Annotated in this window: 17 protein-coding genes; 11 read left to right on the forward strand and 6 right to left on the reverse strand. The window is 63.7% G+C overall.

The features are described from left to right. Positions 1 to 29: 29 nt before the first annotated feature. Genes EKO19_RS06080 through petA form a run of 3 tightly spaced genes read right to left on the reverse strand, consistent with a single transcriptional unit; the run spans position 30 to position 2,675 of the window. Complete coding sequence (locus tag EKO19_RS06080) at positions 30 to 827, reverse strand: cytochrome c1 (RefSeq protein ID WP_217705138.1); 798 nt, start codon at positions 825 to 827, stop codon at positions 30 to 32. After that, positions 817 to 2,037, reverse strand: coding sequence for a cytochrome b (locus EKO19_RS06085; protein WP_129776018.1), 1,221 nt, complete (start codon positions 2,035 to 2,037; stop codon positions 817 to 819). The genes EKO19_RS06080 and EKO19_RS06085 overlap by 11 nt, the downstream gene beginning before the upstream one ends. A 29-nt stretch (positions 2,038 to 2,066) precedes the next feature. After that, the gene (gene petA, locus EKO19_RS06090; RefSeq protein ID WP_129775460.1) at positions 2,067 to 2,675 is read right to left on the reverse strand and encodes a ubiquinol-cytochrome c reductase iron-sulfur subunit; all 609 of its coding nucleotides are present in this window, start codon (positions 2,673 to 2,675) and stop codon (positions 2,067 to 2,069) included. Positions 2,676 to 2,837: 162 nt separating this feature from the next. Between petA and EKO19_RS06095 the strand changes: the two genes are divergently transcribed. After that, complete coding sequence (locus tag EKO19_RS06095) at positions 2,838 to 3,995, forward strand: S1C family serine protease (RefSeq protein WP_217705139.1); 1,158 nt, start codon at positions 2,838 to 2,840, stop codon at positions 3,993 to 3,995. A gap of 460 nt (positions 3,996 to 4,455) precedes the next feature. Here EKO19_RS06095 and murA read toward each other — a convergent pair whose 3' ends face one another. Then, on the reverse strand, positions 4,456 to 5,712 hold the full coding sequence (murA, locus tag EKO19_RS06100; RefSeq protein WP_129775461.1) for a UDP-N-acetylglucosamine 1-carboxyvinyltransferase: 1,257 nt from the start codon (positions 5,710 to 5,712) through the stop codon (positions 4,456 to 4,458). A 4-nt stretch (positions 5,713 to 5,716) separates the two neighbouring features. Further along, a complete protein-coding gene (locus EKO19_RS06105; RefSeq protein ID WP_129775462.1) occupies positions 5,717 to 5,962 on the reverse strand; it encodes a BolA family protein in 246 nt (81 codons plus the stop codon). A 169-nt stretch (positions 5,963 to 6,131) separates the two neighbouring features. On the opposite strand from EKO19_RS06105, the gene EKO19_RS06110 reads away from it, so the two are divergent. The 9 genes from EKO19_RS06110 (at position 6,132) to mgtE (ending at position 14,041) form a co-directional block, all read left to right on the forward strand. Next, positions 6,132 to 7,130 carry a KpsF/GutQ family sugar-phosphate isomerase gene (locus EKO19_RS06110; protein WP_217705140.1) on the forward strand — a complete coding sequence of 333 codons (999 nt, stop codon included), beginning with the start codon at positions 6,132 to 6,134 and terminating at the stop codon, positions 7,128 to 7,130. Positions 7,131 to 7,134: 4 nt separating this feature from the next. After that, the gene (gene kdsC, locus EKO19_RS06115; protein WP_129775464.1) at positions 7,135 to 7,653 is read left to right on the forward strand and encodes a 3-deoxy-manno-octulosonate-8-phosphatase KdsC; all 519 of its coding nucleotides are present in this window, start codon (positions 7,135 to 7,137) and stop codon (positions 7,651 to 7,653) included. Beyond that, positions 7,650 to 8,222 carry an LPS export ABC transporter periplasmic protein LptC gene (lptC, locus tag EKO19_RS06120; RefSeq protein WP_129775465.1) on the forward strand — a complete coding sequence of 191 codons (573 nt, stop codon included), beginning with the start codon at positions 7,650 to 7,652 and terminating at the stop codon, positions 8,220 to 8,222. Before kdsC ends, lptC begins: the two co-directional genes overlap by 4 nt. Then, positions 8,191 to 8,946, forward strand: a complete 756-nt coding sequence (locus tag EKO19_RS06125; protein WP_129775466.1) for an LptA/OstA family protein — start codon at positions 8,191 to 8,193, stop codon at positions 8,944 to 8,946. Before lptC ends, EKO19_RS06125 begins: the two co-directional genes overlap by 32 nt. After that, positions 8,943 to 9,668 carry an LPS export ABC transporter ATP-binding protein gene (gene lptB, locus EKO19_RS06130; protein ID WP_129775467.1) on the forward strand — a complete coding sequence of 242 codons (726 nt, stop codon included), beginning with the start codon at positions 8,943 to 8,945 and terminating at the stop codon, positions 9,666 to 9,668. Before EKO19_RS06125 ends, lptB begins: the two co-directional genes overlap by 4 nt. A gap of 56 nt (positions 9,669 to 9,724) precedes the next feature. Continuing rightward, positions 9,725 to 11,224, forward strand: a complete 1,500-nt coding sequence (locus EKO19_RS06135; RefSeq protein WP_129775468.1) for an RNA polymerase factor sigma-54 — start codon at positions 9,725 to 9,727, stop codon at positions 11,222 to 11,224. A 40-nt stretch (positions 11,225 to 11,264) separates the two neighbouring features. Further along, positions 11,265 to 11,585, forward strand: a complete 321-nt coding sequence (hpf, locus tag EKO19_RS06140; protein WP_129775469.1) for a ribosome hibernation-promoting factor, HPF/YfiA family — start codon at positions 11,265 to 11,267, stop codon at positions 11,583 to 11,585. A 166-nt stretch (positions 11,586 to 11,751) separates the two neighbouring features. Then, positions 11,752 to 12,624 (forward strand): RNase adapter RapZ, encoded by an 873-nt coding sequence (gene rapZ, locus EKO19_RS06145; RefSeq protein ID WP_129775470.1) that lies wholly within the window; start codon positions 11,752 to 11,754, stop codon positions 12,622 to 12,624. Between the two features lie 64 nt (positions 12,625 to 12,688). Then, the gene (gene mgtE / locus EKO19_RS06150) at positions 12,689 to 14,041 is read left to right on the forward strand and encodes a magnesium transporter (RefSeq protein ID WP_129775471.1); all 1,353 of its coding nucleotides are present in this window, start codon (positions 12,689 to 12,691) and stop codon (positions 14,039 to 14,041) included. Here the strand turns inward: mgtE and EKO19_RS06155 are convergent. After that, positions 14,006 to 15,256 (reverse strand): patatin-like phospholipase family protein, encoded by a 1,251-nt coding sequence (locus EKO19_RS06155; protein WP_129775472.1) that lies wholly within the window; start codon positions 15,254 to 15,256, stop codon positions 14,006 to 14,008. The two genes, mgtE and EKO19_RS06155, sit on opposite strands and share 36 nt — an antisense overlap. A 165-nt stretch (positions 15,257 to 15,421) precedes the next feature. Between EKO19_RS06155 and EKO19_RS06160 the strand changes: the two genes are divergently transcribed. Further along, positions 15,422 to 15,991 (forward strand): peroxiredoxin, encoded by a 570-nt coding sequence (locus EKO19_RS06160; protein WP_217705141.1) that lies wholly within the window; start codon positions 15,422 to 15,424, stop codon positions 15,989 to 15,991. The last annotated feature ends 116 nt before the right edge of the window (positions 15,992 to 16,107 follow it).

Raw genomic sequence — 16,107 nt, forward strand, 5'->3', positions numbered from 1 at the left:
CGAACGCGCCGTAGCACCCACGCGGGGCGCTACTTGACGTCCTTCCAGAACTCCTTCTTCAGGAAGTAGGCGAACAGAAAGAAGACTATCAGGAATGCCAGCACGCGCATGCCCAGATTGCGCCGTTCGATCTGCATCGGTTCGGCGATGTAGTCGAGGAAATTGACCGTGTCGCGGACGAATTGGTCGTACTCCTGCGGCGAAAGGCTGCCTGGTTTCGCCAGTTCGAATTCCTTGAACTTCTTGTGGACCGTGTTGTGTTCCGCATCGCTCTCGCCATCATAGACCGCCTGCTGCAAACCTTGCAGCTCCCACAGCACGTGCGGCATGGCGGTGCCCGGCAGGATCAGGTTGTTGGTACCCGTCGGCCTGCTCGGATCCAGATAGAACGACTTCAGGAAGGAGTAGATGTAGTCGGCCCCACGGCTGCGCGCAATGAGGGACAGGTCCGGCGGCGTGGTCCCGAACCAATGATTGGCATCTTCCGGCTTCATGCCGATCTTGATGGTGTCGTGGATTCGCTCACCCACGAACATCAGGTTGTCAGTCACTTGCTTTTCGCTCAGTGACAGGTCTTTCGCCAGACGGCTGTAGCGGACGTACTTCGCTGAATGGCAGCCACTGCAATAGTTCACGTAGTTGCGGGCGCCGCGCTGGAGCGAGGCGACATTGGCAACGTCGTTGCGCGCCAGTTGCATGGCCGAGTTATGGCCTTCCGCCGCCGCGCCGACCGCGGACCACGTCAGAGCGGACAGGCCCACCACACCCAGAACCAGCTTATGGAAACTCTTCTTCATCATGGCTTCGGCTAGATGCTTAGTGGGCATGGTAGGTCACGCGTTCCGGCACAGGCTTGGTCTGGTCGATCCTCGTGTACCAGGGCATGAGCAGGAAGAACGCGAAGTAAACGACCGCGAAGAAGCGCGCCGCCAGGGTGTACTCCGGAGTCGCCGGCTTCAGGCCGAGGTAGCCGAGCGCGATGAAGCTCACGGCGAACGCGCCGAGGAAGCCGCGCCACAGCCAGCCGCGATAGCGCACCGACTTGACCTTGGAGCGGTCCAGCCACGGCAGGAACACGAACAACACCACGGCCGCGCCCATCAGCGCGACACCCATCAGCTTGTTCGGAACCGCGCGCAAGATCGCGTAGAACGGCGTGAAGTACCACACCGGCGCGATGTGCTCTGGCGTCTGCAGCGGGTTGGCCGGATCGAAGTTGGCGTGCTCCAGGAAGTAGCCGCCCATTTCCGGCGCGAAGAACAGCACCAGCGCGAACACCATCGCGAACACGACGAAGCCCACCAGGTCCTTCACGGTGTAATACGGATGGAACGGAATGCCGTCCACCGGATGACCGTCCGGGCCCTTCAGCTTCTTGATCTCGACACCGTCAGGATTGTTCGAGCCCACTTCGTGGAGAGCGAGGATGTGTGCGATCACCAGGAACACCAGCGCCAGCGGCAACGCGATGACGTGCAGCGCGAAGAAGCGGTTCAGCGTGATGTCGGAGATGTAGTAGTCGCCGCGGATCCACTCGACCAGCGACTCACCGATGCCGGGAATCGCGCCGAACAGCGACACGATCACCTGCGCGCCCCAGTAGGACATGTTGCCCCAAGGCAGCAGGTAGCCGAAGAACGCCTCGGCCATCAGACACAGATAAATCAGCATGCCGAAGATCCACACCAGCTCGCGCGGATTCTTGTACGAGCCGTACATGAGGCCGCGGAACATGTGCAGATAGACGACGATGAAGAACGCCGATGCGCCGGTGGAATGCATGTAGCGGATCAGCCAGCCCCACTCCACGTCGCGCATGATGTACTCGACCGACGCGAACGCGTCCGCGGCCGAGGGCTTGTAGTTCATCGTCAGGAAGATGCCCGTGACGATTTGCAGTACCAGCACGACCAGCGCGAGCGAGCCGAAGTAGTACCAGAAGTTGAAGTTCTTCGGCGCGTAGTACTCGCTGACGTGTTCCTTCCACGTGCGAGTCAGCGGGAAGCGCGCGTCGATCCAGTCGACGAGCTGACCCATCTTGCCCTTCTCCGGCATGGTGGCGCTCATTATGCAACCTCCGCGTCAACGCCGATCTGCACCACGCCGTCGGTAATGAAACGGTATGGCGGCACTTTGAGATTCAACGGCGCGGGCACGTCCTTGAACACGCGGCCGGCCAGGTCGAACTTCGAGCCGTGGCACGGGCAGTAGAAGCCACCCGGCCAGTCGGCGCCGAGCTCGGCGTCCGCGGGCTGGAAGCGGCTCATCGGCGCGCAACCCAGATGCGTGCACACGCCGACCAGCACCAGATATTCGGGCTTCAGCGAGCGCACTTCGTTCTGGGCGTACTTGGGCTGGTCGGACTGCTCCGACTTCGGGTCGCGCAGGCGCTCCGCGAGCGTGGGATCCTCGAGCTGCTTCATCATCTCGGGCGAGCGACGCACGATGAAGATGGCCTGGCCGCGCCAGTTCACCTTGACCATGGAGCCGGACTCGAGCTTGCTGATGTCCTGTTCGACCGGCGCGCCCAGCGCCTGCGCGCGAGCACTCGGCTTCCAGGACGCGAGGAACGGGACAGCGGTCATGGCGGCACCGGCTATGCCAGTGACGGTTGTCGCGACCAGCAGGAAATGGCGCCGGCCGCCATCCACCCCATCTTTATCTACTTCTGACATCCACAATCTCCGCGAGGCATCTGTCGCACGCGCAACCTCACCCGAGCCCTTGAAGCCCAGCGAGGTTTCAAACGTTCAAGGAATTCCGCATTATACACATATCGCTCAGCGCACTTTGAAGCGCCCCCGGTCATCACCGGTACTCTTATTCGAGCCGTATCCGTGCCCACCGTGCCGCAGACCCTGTTGTTCCTGCTGAAATGGACCTTGGTGGGCCTGGCCATCGCCGCCGTACTGCTGCTGGTCCGACCGGCGCAGACCGTGCCATCGGCCGCGCCCGTCACGCATGAATCCCCTGCTTCGCCCGTGGCTTTCACGCCGCGCGAGGGCGAATTGCGCCGGTCTTTTGCCGATGCGGTCAGCCGGGCCGGACCGGCCGTAGTTAACATTTACACGGCGCGCGTGGTCGCGAACGCGCCGGGCACGGCCACCAATGGTCGCCCGCTGTTACGACAGAATCCGGCCCAGGTCCGGCAGCGCGTGGAAGGCAGCCTCGGCTCGGGCGTCATTGTCGATTCCGACGGCCATCTGATCACCAACGACCACGTGGTCCACGGCGCGGATCAGATCCGCGTGCAGCTGGCCGACGGCCGCGTGGCCACGCCGACTATCGTAGGCACCGATCCGGATACCGATCTCGCGGTCCTGCGCGTGGATCTGGAGAACCCGCCGGTCATGCCCATGGGCCGCTCCAATGTCCTGCGCGCGGGCGATGTGGTGCTCGCGATCGGCAATCCGTTCGGGCTCAGTCAGACAGTGACCCAAGGCATCGTCAGTGCCACGGGCCGGGGTCGACTGGGCGTCACCGATTTCGAGGATTTCATTCAGACCGACGCGGCCATCAATTTCGGCAATTCCGGTGGCGCGCTGATCAACACGGACGGCGAATTGATCGGCATCAACACCGCGGTGCTCGCGCAGACGCTGGGCACGGACGGCATCAGCTTTGCGATTCCCGTGAACATGGTGCGCGGGGTGATGGATGAAATCATCGCGCACGGCCGCGTGCGGCGTGGGTGGCTGGGCGTGTCTTCGGAAGAGCTTCCTCGGACAACAGCGGCGGCGCTGGGCATCGATCCGCCAGTGGCCTTGCGCATCAGTTCAGTGGATCCGCTCGGCCCGGCCGCCAAGGTCGGCATGCGAGTGGATGATCTGGTGACTCACCTGAACGGTCAGCAGATCGTGAATGCGCAGGAGGCCTTGAATCGTGTAGCCGCGATGTCGCCCGGCTCGGTGCTGGAAATCCGCGGCCGGCGGGGGCGCTCGCCGCTGTCCATTGAAGCGACGCTCGAAGAACGGCCGCCTCGCGGGTCGCGCTGAAGAGGCGTCGGTTCTTGCACGGCGCCGAGGGGGTATTCCTCCTCCCGGCACCGCGCTCGCCCGTCGCGCATTGCGCTCCGAGGCGCACGTCCCTGGTGTGCGCTGATACGAAAACACGTCCCTGTATTTCGAATCTGCCGGGAGGAGGAATACCCCCTCGGCGCCGCGCTGATCGCGCGATGTAATGGCCACCGTAAGAGGGGAGTTGATAGCCACGGCGCATGCTTGTCCGGGCCGGGTGAAAGGGTGAAATTAACCTCCATTCTCTTCCGAGCCCGCGAACGGTGAAGTCAACCTCCACTTCTTTCGAGCCGGCGAACGGTGAAGTCAACCTCCACCTCTTCCGAGCCGGCGAACGGTGAAGGCAACCTCCACCTCTTCCGAGCCGGCGAACGGTGAAGGCAAACCTCCACCTCTTTTCCGGGCCCGCGCCGTGGCGAACGAAAAAACTGTGGCTGCGTCAGGCGATGCGCTTGATTTGCGCGCCGATCTGCTCGAGCTTCTCTTCGATGCGCTCGTAACCACGATCAATGTGGTAGATGCGGTGAATCTCCGTCGCGCCCTGCGCGACGAGCGCAGCTAACACGAGGCTGGCCGAGGCGCGCAGATCTGTGGCCATCACGGGGGCCGCCGTCAGGCGCTCGACGCCGCGGATGATCGCGGTATTGCCTTCGATTCGAATGTCCGCGCCGAGACGCCGCATCTCCAACATGTGCATGAAGCGGTTCTCGAAAATCGTCTCCACCACCGTCGCCACGCCCTCCGCGACCGTATTCAACGCCGCGAACTGCGCCTGCATATCCGTCGGGAACGCGGGATAAGGTGCGGTCCGCAGATCGACCGACTTCGGCCGGCGGCCGCGCATATCCAAATCGATCCAGGTGTCGCCGATTTCGATGTGCGCGCCGGCCTCACGCAGCTTCAACAACACCGCGTCGAGGTGATCCGGCCGCGTGCCTTTGATCTTCACATGACCGCCGGTGATCGCGCCGGCCACGAGATACGTGCCAGTCTCGATGCGATCCGGCAGCACGTCGTAGCTCGCGCCATTCAAGCGCTCGACGCCGGTGACGGTAATGACATCCGTACCCGCGCCGCTGATCTTCGCGCCCATGGCGCTGAGGAAATTCGCGAGGTCGACGACCTCGGGCTCGCGCGCGGCGTTTTCGATGACGGTCTGCCCTTCCGCCAGGGTCGCGGCCATGAGCAGGTTCTCGGTCCCCGTGACCGTCACGGTCTCGCACACGATGCGCGCGCCTCGGAGGCGATCGGCCTTGGCGCGGATGTAACCATTTTCGATCTGGATGTCCGCGCCCATCGCGCGCAGACCATCGACGTGGATATTCACCGGACGCGCGCCGATGGCGCAGCCACCGGGCAGCGACACATCGGCCTTGCCGAAGCGGGCCAGCAGCGGCCCCAGCACGACGATCGACGCGCGCATCGTACGCACCAGCTCATAAGGCGCGACGAAAGCATTGGCGGTGGACGCATCGACCTCGACCCGCATGCGGTCGTCGATGGTCACGCTCACTCCCATGCGACCGAGCAGCTCGATCATGGTCGTCACGTCCTGGAGATGCGGCACGTTGCCCACCGACACCGGCCCCTCGGCCAGCAGGGTCGCGGCCAGAATCGGCAGCGCGGCGTTCTTCGCGCCGGAGATCCGAACTTCGCCGTGAAGCGGCTCGCCGCCCTGAATCAGCAGCTTGTCCATGGAATTACTTCTGTTGCTGATTATTCTGTTCGGAGGGCGCGAACGCCTGGATGCTGAGCGCGTGGATTTCACGGCCCATCAGCTGTCCGAGCGTCGCGTACACCAGCTGATGGCGCTGGATCATGCGACGGCCCTCGAACTGCGCGGCCACGATCACCGCTTCAAAATGAGTGTCGTCGTCGGATGCGACGCGCACTTGCGCACCGGGCAATCCGGTCTGGATCAGCGCTTGGACCTCGGCGGCATTCATCGATGCTTGGCCCCTCGGGAGCTTACAAAGGGCCGACATCTTATCTGATCCCCGAGGCACTCCGCCGCGCTGATTCGAGCTTCGCGCGACATGCAGTCGTGACCGATACCACGCGTAACTCTTTAATCAGGCTGAGTACACGGCACACATGCCGCGCTATCATTCATGGATGCGATCTTTACCGACGTCCGCCCCGCTCGATTCTGAACAGTTGCTCACGCGCGGCCGCCGCGTACTGGCCACGGAAGTCGCTGCGGTGCAAGCGCTGGAAGCACGTCTGGACGGCGATTTCGTCACGGCCTGCCAGCTGGTGCACGACTGCCGCGGTCGAGTCGTGGTCACCGGTATGGGTAAATCCGGGCACATCGGCAACAAGATCGCCGCGACCCTGGCGAGCACCGGCACGCCCGCATTTTTCCTGCATCCGGCCGAGGCCAGTCACGGCGACATGGGCATGATCACCCACGACGACGTGGTCATAGCCATTTCCAACTCGGGCGAGACCGCGGAACTGCTCACCATTCTTCCCGGCATCAAGCGGCTCGGCGTTCCTCTGATCGCCTTGACCGGCAAGCGGCAGTCGACGCTCGCGAAGGCCGCCACGGCGGTGCTCGATGTCAGCGTTCCCGAGGAGGCCTGTCCTCACAATCTCGCGCCAACGGCGAGCACCACGGCGACACTCGCCATGGGCGACGCGCTGGCGGTCGCGGTGCTGGAAGCGCGGGGCTTCAGCGAGGACGACTTCGCGCGCTCGCATCCGGGCGGCAGTCTGGGACGAAGGCTGTTATTGCATGTCGAAGATGTGATGCGCACCGGCGATCAATTGCCCGCGGTCAGCCCCGACACCTCACTCAAGGACGGGCTGCTGGAAATCAGCCGCAAGGGCCTCGGCATGACCGCGGTGGTCGACGACCGGAAGCGCGTGCTCGGCATCTATACCGACGGCGACTTGCGCCGCGCGCTGGACCATCCGATCGATATCAACGTCGTGCGCATGCGTGATGTGATGACCGCGAAACCCAAGACGATCCAACCGAGAGTCCTGGCCGCGGAAGCTGTGCACCTGATGGAAAAACATCGCATCACGCAACTGCTGGTGACCGATACCGACAATGTCCTGATCGGCGCCTTGAACGTTCATGATCTGTTCCGCGCCGGGGTGATGTAATCCCATGGACACCCTGGTGGAACGTGCCAATGACGTGCGCCTGCTGGTGCTGGACGTGGACGGCGTGCTAACCGACGGACGGCTGTACTTCACCGCCCGCGGCGAGACGCTGAAATGTTTTCACGTGCGCGACGGCGCCGGCATCAAGCAAGTGATCAATGCCGGTCTGCAGGTCGCGGTGATTTCGGGCCGCCAGTCCAAGGCGGTGGACAAGCGCATGGCCGAGCTCGGCGTGACCTGGATCCGTCAGGGGGTACACGACAAGCTGGCGGCGCTGCGCGAGTTGCTGGAAATGCTGAACCTCACCCCCCAAGCCGTGGCAAGCGTAGGTGACGACACGCCGGACCTGTCGCTGTTCGAAGCGTCGCGGCTCGCGGTCGCCGTCGCGGATGCGCATCCGAGCGTGAAGTCGCGCGCGCATTTCATTACACAGGCCTGTGGTGGTCAGGGCGCGGTACGCGAGGTGTGCGATCTGCTGCTGGAAACCCGGCGCATCGACGTGAATCGGCAGGTGCACGGATGAACTGGCGCTGGGTGTCATTGGCCGCCGCCCTCGCCGCCATCGTGATCGGCTACGGCGCGTTCGTGGACAATGGCGAGGCACCCGTGGCGAACCATGAGATGCCCGACCAGCCCGGTTACTACTTGAAGGACGCCGTCATCCTGCGCACGCGCGAGGACGGCTCGCCCGGGATCGAATTGATCGCGCGGCGCATTGAACAGCGTTTGAGCCAGCCGGCGCGCGGTGAGGCGATCACCATGGAGTCGGTGCGCGTGAATTATTTCGGGACCAAGGACTGGCAGTGGGAACTGACCGCGAAGAAGGGATTGGTTCCGCCCAATTCGCGCGTCGTACAGTTGGAAGGCGATGTGGAGCTGCGACCTCTCGAAGGCAACTCGAACATGTATCTGCGCACCAACGAGCTGGCGATCGACACCGAGAAGAATATTGCTTACAGCACCCGCTCACCCGTGCAGATGCGCTACGGCCAGCATTCGATGACCGTGAAGAGCCTGCGCGCCGATTTGACCAGCGAGAAACTGCGGCTGGAGACAGTGAATGGAAAATTTGACCCGCAAACACGACGGTAGGCGACGCGCGGCCCGGGCGGCCGGCGCGCTACTGTTGCTGTTTGCAACGGTTGGCAGCGGCGCCGCGGACGCGCCCAAGCTCGAGGGTGGCTTCACCTGGAGCGCCGATGTGCTGAGCTCGGATTTTCGCAGCGATACGCTCGACCTTTCCGGCAACGTACGCGTCCTGCAAGGCCCGAGCTCGATCGAAGCGCAGACCGCGAAAGCGCGCAATGTGCGCGCGGACACGAGCCGCTGGACCTTCGAGACGGCCGTGCGCATTCGCACCGCCGAGGCGGATTTACAGTCGAACGTGGCGACGGCCGCTTTCGTCAACGGGCAGATCGCCGATGCGCGCGTCGAAGGCTCGCCCGCGCGCTTCGAACAGATCGGCGCCTCCGACAATCGCCAGGTGCGCGGTCGCGCCGGCGTGATCGAGTACGACTTCAACACCGGCGTGGTGAAGCTCACCAATCAAGTGTGGTTCAGTAACGGCAAGGACGAGTTCCGCGGCGACGTGGTGATCTACAACGTGCGCGACGAGCGCGTGCAGATCAATCCGGGCGGCTCATCGAACCGGGTCCGCGGCATCATCCGCCCGAACCAGAAGACACAGACCAACAGCGGCGCCAATGGAACCGCCGCGGTCGTGGAGCCCGCCTTCAACGAGGGGGGCGAGGCGCTCCAGAACGAGCGCGTCGAGCCCAAGCTCGCCACCGAAAACAATCCTGGCGGCGGCGCATGACCCGGCTGCGCGTCGAGGGGCTCGCCAAAAAGTATCGCTCGCGACAGGTCGTCAAAAACCTGTCGCTCGAAGTCTCGAGCGGTGAAGTCGTCGGTCTGCTCGGCCCCAATGGCGCCGGCAAGACCACGGCGTTCTACATGATCGTCGGCCTGGTCCCCACGGACGCGGGCCGCATCATCATCGACGACCAGGACATCTCGAAGCTGCCGGTGCATCGGCGCGCGCGTCTCGGCGTGGGCTACCTGCCGCAGGAAGCCTCGGTGTTCCGCAAGCTCACGGTCGAGGACAACATCCGCGCCATTCTCGAAGTGCGCCCCGAGCTGAGCCGCGACAAGCGCGACGAGATGCTCGAATCTCTGCTCGATGAGCTGCACATCGGCCACATCCGTAACAGCGTCGGCCAATCTCTGTCCGGCGGCGAACGGCGCCGCGTGGAGATCGCACGTGCGCTGGCCGCGGAACCCCAGTTCATGCTGCTGGACGAACCGTTCGCGGGCGTCGATCCGATCTCGGTGCTGGACATCCAGCGCATCATCCGGCACCTCTCCGCACGCAATATCGGTGTGTTGATTACCGATCATAACGTCCGGGAAACCCTAGGAATTTGTGGCCGCGCCTACATCGTCAGCGGGGGCGGCGTGATCGCTGAGGGGACTGCGGAAGAGATCCTTGCAAATCAGCAGGTCCGTGAGGTGTACTTGGGTCAGGATTTCCGGCTTTAGGCATCCTGCTTGCAGGGGCCGCCCGCCGGCCCGTTGACGATCTACAAGCGAGACGAATGCTCAAGCCCGCCCTGCAGCTCCGACTCGGCCAGCAGCTGACCATGACCCCTCAGCTGCAGCAGGCCATCCGCCTTTTGCAGCTGCCCGTGCTGGAGCTTCAGCAGCAGATCCGCGAGGCGTTGGAAAGCAACGTCATGCTGGAGGCCGAGGACGAAGCGGGCAGTCTGGAGACCGGCGAGTCCGCGGAGCCGCATGAGTCGACCTACGAGTCGCCCGCGCCCAGCCCCGAGTCGAGCTCCAACAACGAGCACAACGAACACAATGAAGACCGCGGCGAGACGGCCGAGGCCGCCGAGCAGCCGCTCGACATCGTCGAGGACCAGGATTGGAGCGACACGCCAGTCACCGGCCAATCCGACACGCCCTGGTCGGGCGATGACGATCATTCGCAGGACTTTTCCGACGCGCGCGGCGAGACGCTGCAGGAACATCTGACCTGGCAGCTGGAGATGTCGCGCCTCAACGAGCGCGAGATGCGCATCGGCGCGGCCATCATCGACGCGATCAATGACGACGGCTACGTTATCGAGCCGCTCGACGAGATCGCGCGCAATTTACAGCCCGAGCTGGTCGTCGCCACCGCCGAAGTCGAGCGAGTGCTCAAACAGGTGCAGGCGATGGACCCCGCGGGCGTCGGCGCGCGCTCGGTCAGCGAGTGCATCGAGCTGCAGCTCCGTCAGCTGGACCCGGATACGCCGGGCCGCGAGACCGCGCTCGCCATCGCCGCCGGTTATCTCGATCAAGTCGCCGAGCAGCAGTACGCGCTGTTGCGACGGCAGCTGCGCGTCACCGAAGAGGAATTGGAGAACGCACTGGTGCTGGTCCGCGCCTGCCAGCCACGCCCCGGTTCGAGTGTGCATTCCGTACCTGCCGAGTACATCGTGCCCGACGTGTTCGTGCGTCGGACCGAGCGAGGCTGGGCGGTCGATATCAATCCCGCAAGCCTGCCGCGGATTCGCGTGAATCAAAGTTACGCGGGGCTGATCGGCCGCGGCGGCGACCACGCGATGTTACGTACCCAGCTGCAGGAAGCCCGGTGGCTGATCCGCAGCCTCGAAATCCGCAACGAGACGCTGCTCAAAGTGGCTCGTTGCATCGTGCAGCGTCAGTCGGCGTTCCTAGAGAACGGCGACGAATACATGCAGCCGATGATTCTCAAGGACGTGGCCGAAGCCGTGCAGATGCACGAGTCGACCATTTCCCGCGTCACGACCAACAAGTACATGCACACGCATCGTGGCGTGTTCGAGTTTCGTTATTTCTTTTCCAGTCATGTCGCCGCCAGCGACGGCACGGAGATGTCCTCCACGGCCATCCGCGCCAAGATCCGCAAGCTGGTGGCCGCGGAGGAGCCCGACAAACCGCTCTCGGACAGCCGCATCGCCGACATCCTGTCACGCGAGGGCGTGCTCGTAGCGCGACGTACCGTCGCTAAATACCGTGAAGCGCTAGGTATACCTCCGTCCAGCGAACGTAAGAGAGTTTCGGTGAGATAGCCAGCAGTTCCCCCCCGCTCCGTACCCGTAGGAGGCTTCCATGCAACTGAACGTCACTGGTCACCACGTCGATGTCACCACTTCCATGAAGGGCTACGTCGAGAAGAAGCTGGACCGCATCGTCAGGCACTCAGACCACATCATTGACGTTCATTGCATACTCAGGGTGGAGAAACTGCGCCACAAAGCCGAGGCCAAGGTACTGTTGAACGGCGCCATGGTGTACGCGGACGCCGTCGACATGGACATGTACGCGGCCATCGACGCGCTGGCCGACAAGCTCGACCGCCGGGTCAAGAAGCACAAGGAAAAGCTCGCCGACCACCACGCGCTCGAAGCACAAAAGATCCGTCCGTCCTGATCGGTCACCGCACCGGAAAAAACTGCCGAGCGGTTCACAAGTCCGCCGGCCATCGGGCACAGGGAGCGTGCCCCGCCTGTCACGCACCGCCGACTCGTTGCCGCCCCCGCACCCCTCGCTGTAGTCTTCGCGGCAGCCCCCCTCACCAGCGTTTTGTCTCGCCCCCATGCGTCTCGTCATCGTCAGTGGCTTGTCCGGATCCGGCAAGAGCGTGGCTCTGCACATGCTGGAGGATCTCGACTATTACTGCGTGGACAATATCCCCGCGGGCCTGCTGCCAATGTTCATTTCCCATACGGTACGCTCGCGTGAGTCGACGTATGGATACACGGCGGTCGGCGTCGACGCACGCAACCGGCCTGCGGAAATCGCCTCGGTGCCGAAGCTGGTCGCCGATCTCAAACGCAGCGGCGTTGCCTGTGAAGTGCTGTTCCTGCGCGCCGACCAGGAAGTCCTGCTGAAGCGCTATAGCGAGACACGGCGGCGTCATCCGCTGAGTCGCGACGGCCTGGGTCTGGCCGAGGCCATCAGCCAGGAACAGGCGCTGCTGGAGCCGATCGCCGACGCCGCCGATCTGATCATCGATACCACGCGCTCCAGCGTGCACGAATTGCGCGAGCTGATCCGCGACCGCGTGGGCGCGCGCGTCGAAGGGCGCATGTCCATCCTGTTTGAATCGTTCGCCTTCCGTCACGGCGTGCCGGGCGATGCGGACTTCGTGTTCGATGTGCGCAGTCTGCCCAATCCGTATTGGGAACCCGGCCTCGCGCGCTTCACCGGCCGCGATCCCGCGGTCGTGGAATATCTCGAACGGCATCCGCAAGTGACCAAGATGTTCGACGACATCGTCGGCTTCCTGGAACATTGGATTCCCGAATTGGTACGCACCAACCGCAGCTACCTGACCATCGCGATCGGCTGCACGGGCGGCCAGCATCGTTCCGTGTATCTCGTGGAACGTCTGGCACGACATTTCTCGGCGAAATTTCCGCAGGTTCACGCGCGTCATCAAGTTGTCGGCGCCCACCGCGCCAGCTGATCCCGGAAAATCCGTGGCAACTTAACTTCGCGGGCGCGCCTCACGCCGCTACACTGCGCGCGCCATGACCGAAGTCCAGGAACAAAAGCAGAGCCGACTCGCCGCGCTACGCAGCGCGCTCGAGCAGGGTTCGCTGCGCCATGGACATCGGCTCATCAATAGCCTGCATCCCGCGGAAATCGCCTCGTTGATCGAGTCGCTGCCGCCGGCGCGCCGCGAAATCGTCTGGGAATTCGTCGACCCTGAGCACGAGGGCGACGTCCTGATCGAGCTCAACGAGGAAGTGCGCGCCGAGCTGATCGGCGGCATGGACGCCGAGGAGCTGATCGCGGCCACCGAAGGCATGGAAGTCGACGACCTCGCCGACCTCATCGGCGACCTGCCCGAGACGCTGAACGAGCGCGTGCTCCATTCCATGGACGCGCAGGACCGCGAGCGACTGTCCGCGGTGTTGCAGTTCGACCAGGACAGCGCCGGCGGTCTGATGAACCTCGACGCCGTCACCGTCCGCGCGGACGTGACACTCGAAGTCGTCCTGCGTTACCTGCGGATGCGCGGCGAGCTGCCCGCGCGTACGGACCAGTTGTTCGTGGTCAATCGTCACGACCGCTACCGTGGCGCTGTGGACATAACCCGGCTGCTCACCGAAGACCCGGAGAAGACCGTCGGCGAGGTGATGGACTCAAGCATCGAAGGCATCGCGCCCGAAACGCCGGCGGGCGAAGTCGCGAAGCTGTTCGAAGACCGCGACCTCGTCTCCGCCGCCGTGGTGACCAGCGACGGCAGGTTGCTCGGCCGTATCACCATCGACGACGTCGTCGACGTGATCCGCGAGGAAGCCGATCACTCGGTCATGAGCATGGCCGGTCTCGGCGAGGACGAGGATATGTTCGCCGGCGTCCTCACAAGCGCGCGCCGTCGCGCGGTCTGGCTGAGCGTGAACCTGGCCACCGCGTTCCTGGCCGCGAACGTCGTCGGGCTGTTCGAAGCAACGATCGAGAAAGTCGTGGCACTCGCCGTGCTGATGCCCATCGTCGCCAGCATGGGCGGCATCGCGGGCAGTCAGACGCTGGTGCTCATCATCCGCGGTATCGCGCTCGGTCAGATCGAGCACGCCAATGCGCGCTGGCTGCTGATTCGAGAAATCTCCGTGGGCCTGCTCAACGGCATCGGACTCGCCAGCATGGTGGGGCTTGCCGCGGGTATCTGGTTCGAGGAATGGACCATCGGCGTCATCATCTTCGCCGCGCTGATGATCAATTTGTCCGCGGCGGCACTGGCCGGCGTCGGCGTGCCGCTCATATTGAAACGTTTGGGCGTCGATCCCGCGCTGGCGGGCGGCGTGATCCTCACCACCGTCACCGATACCGTGGGCTTCGCCTCACTTCTGGGCCTCGGCACGCTGTTCCTTACGTAAGTCGAGCCGCCGCAGGATGGCGGTCGCCCCCGTCGACTCAACCGAGTAACCGGCCAGGAACGACATCAAGTCGTCGGCACGCTTCATCGCGTCCTGATAGCCGAGCGCGATCAATTCCCGCGTGTACGTATCCTGGAACAGCAGATAACTCATCAGCTGACCTCCGCCGGTGTTCATCGCGCCCATCGTTCTGAGCAGCACGCGCAAGGTCCGCGGCAACGAGTCGACATGATGACGCGCGATCTCCGACAGGTCTCGACTCGGCAGAATCACCAGCATGTCGACCCGCCGCAGCTGAACCGTGCTGTCCGGATTGCTCACTGTAATGGGGCCGACCTTGTCCACGATCTGGTTCAGCTGCGTGAGCCGTTCCAGGTCCGAATACATGCCGTCGCTGAACAACGAGTCCAGCATGTAGCCGAAGATCTGGCCAAAGGTGGGACACAGCGGCGGCACCGCCATGGCCGGCGAAGTTTCGTTGCGCGTGCCGATCACTAGCAAACGTTGCGCGCCCAGATGAATGGCGGCGCTGAACGGATTCGCCTCGCGCATCGCGCCGTCGCCGTAATACTCGTCGCCGAGCAACACCGGCGGGAACAGGAACGGCACCGCAACGCTCGCCATCAAATGTTCGACCGACAGCGACACCGGTTCGCCGGCCCGCCGCGTTCGTTTCCAGGGCGAGCAGCCCGGCTTGGCTTCGAAAAAGGACACGGAGCGCGTGCTCGTGTAGCCGGCGGTCGACATGGCGAGGGCGTCCAGATGACCGTCGGCGATGGAGCGGCCGATGCGACTGAAATCGAACTGTTCCTTCAGCAGGTCGCGCAACGGCGAATTGTCGAACAACGATTTCGGCGGCGGCAGCAGCCAGCCACCGGACAGCATTGCGAACAGCCAATGCAGGCTGGCGCGAAGCATGCTGCCGGTGTCGGCCCGAAACACCTGCCCGACCTGGAAGTTCCGCCAGACCCGTTCGAGATTGCCGACCGCGACGCGGTAGCGATCGGCGTAAACGGCGATGGCGGTCGCATTCACGGCTCCCGCCGAGGTGCCGGAGACCACCGGAAAGGGATTGATGGCACGTGCCGGCAATAGATCCGAGATGGCCCGCAGGACACCCACCTGATAGGCGGCCCGCGCGCCGCCGCCGGGTAACACCAACCCGACCTTGGGCGGTCCGACCGCAGGCGCGGAGGTGGGAATGCGCTCGCTCATATGTTGAATCCGTGCCGTTATCGTTGGCGAAATTCCCGACGCTGTTGCATCGATCCGGGCGCTCGCCGCTGAGTGATTAGTATGGCACAGTGCCTCGAAACGCCCCGTGACACGCGTGTTATATGGCGTCGCGGGCCGCCTTCATTGGTTTCCAGGGGATTTACCATGAATCTTCGTCTCGCTCGCTCGAACATGCAGCTGTGGCTGCGCACCTGGGTGCTGGCCGTCACCTTCACCTGGATGGCGGCCAGCCTGGCCCAGGCCGCCGAGGGCCCGGCCGTGGGCAGCGCCGCGCCGGACTTCAAACTGCAGGACCAGGCCGGCAAATGGCATGAGCTGAAGGACTATCGCGGCAAGTGGGTGGCGCTGTACTTCTATCCCAAGGACAAGACCCCGGGCTGCACTACCCAGGCGTGCGAGTTCCGGGACAACGTGTTTGCATTCCGCGACGCCAACGCGGTCATCCTCGGCGTGAGCGTCGATGACGTCGAATCTCACAAGGAATTTTCCGAGAAACACGGGTTGCCGTTTCCGATCCTGGCCGATGACCAGAAGGTCGTCGCCAAGGAATACGGCGTGCTGAAACGCTTCCTCGGCACGTTCGAGCTGGCCAAGCGGGATACGTTTCTAATCGATCCCCAGGGCAAGATCGTGCGCCACTACGCGGATGTGGATCCGAAGGGGCATTCGCAGATCGTGCTGAAGGACATCAAGGAATTGCAGGCGAAGAGCTGATCTCTACGCTCGCTGAGGAAGCTGCGCTCGCTGGGGAAGCTGCGCTCGCTGGGGAAGCTGCGCTCGCTGGGGAAGCTGCGCTCGCTGGGGGTAAGCCTGCCTCGGGGGTGTCTTCC

The organism is Peristeroidobacter soli, assembly GCF_004138485.1.
GTDB lineage: Bacteria > Pseudomonadota > Gammaproteobacteria > Steroidobacterales > Steroidobacteraceae > Steroidobacter > Steroidobacter soli.

What these genes read in the sequence shown, in the direction of transcription:
- murA (WP_129775461.1), bottom strand. Translation starts at nt 5,712, where the DNA reads ATGGACAAGCTGCTGATTCAGGGCGGCGAGCCGCTTCACGGCGAAGTT.
- petA (WP_129775460.1), bottom strand. Translation starts at nt 2,675, where the DNA reads ATGTCAGAAGTAGATAAAGATGGGGTGGATGGCGGCCGGCGCCATTTC.
- EKO19_RS06155 (WP_129775472.1), bottom strand. Translation starts at nt 15,256, where the DNA reads ATGAGCGAGCGCATTCCCACCTCCGCGCCTGCGGTCGGACCGCCCAAG.
- kdsC (WP_129775464.1), top strand. Translation starts at nt 7,135, where the DNA reads ATGGACACCCTGGTGGAACGTGCCAATGACGTGCGCCTGCTGGTGCTG.
- EKO19_RS06125 (WP_129775466.1), top strand. Translation starts at nt 8,191, where the DNA reads ATGGAAAATTTGACCCGCAAACACGACGGTAGGCGACGCGCGGCCCGG.
- EKO19_RS06080 (WP_217705138.1), bottom strand. Translation starts at nt 827, where the DNA reads ATGCCCACTAAGCATCTAGCCGAAGCCATGATGAAGAAGAGTTTCCAT.
- hpf (WP_129775469.1), top strand. Translation starts at nt 11,265, where the DNA reads ATGCAACTGAACGTCACTGGTCACCACGTCGATGTCACCACTTCCATG.
- lptC (WP_129775465.1), top strand. Translation starts at nt 7,650, where the DNA reads ATGAACTGGCGCTGGGTGTCATTGGCCGCCGCCCTCGCCGCCATCGTG.
- EKO19_RS06160 (WP_217705141.1), top strand. Translation starts at nt 15,422, where the DNA reads ATGAATCTTCGTCTCGCTCGCTCGAACATGCAGCTGTGGCTGCGCACC.
- rapZ (WP_129775470.1), top strand. Translation starts at nt 11,752, where the DNA reads ATGCGTCTCGTCATCGTCAGTGGCTTGTCCGGATCCGGCAAGAGCGTG.
- EKO19_RS06110 (WP_217705140.1), top strand. Translation starts at nt 6,132, where the DNA reads ATGCGATCTTTACCGACGTCCGCCCCGCTCGATTCTGAACAGTTGCTC.
- EKO19_RS06085 (WP_129776018.1), bottom strand. Translation starts at nt 2,037, where the DNA reads ATGGGTCAGCTCGTCGACTGGATCGACGCGCGCTTCCCGCTGACTCGC.
- EKO19_RS06105 (WP_129775462.1), bottom strand. Translation starts at nt 5,962, where the DNA reads ATGAATGCCGCCGAGGTCCAAGCGCTGATCCAGACCGGATTGCCCGGT.
- EKO19_RS06135 (WP_129775468.1), top strand. Translation starts at nt 9,725, where the DNA reads ATGCTCAAGCCCGCCCTGCAGCTCCGACTCGGCCAGCAGCTGACCATG.
- lptB (WP_129775467.1), top strand. Translation starts at nt 8,943, where the DNA reads ATGACCCGGCTGCGCGTCGAGGGGCTCGCCAAAAAGTATCGCTCGCGA.
- mgtE (WP_129775471.1), top strand. Translation starts at nt 12,689, where the DNA reads ATGACCGAAGTCCAGGAACAAAAGCAGAGCCGACTCGCCGCGCTACGC.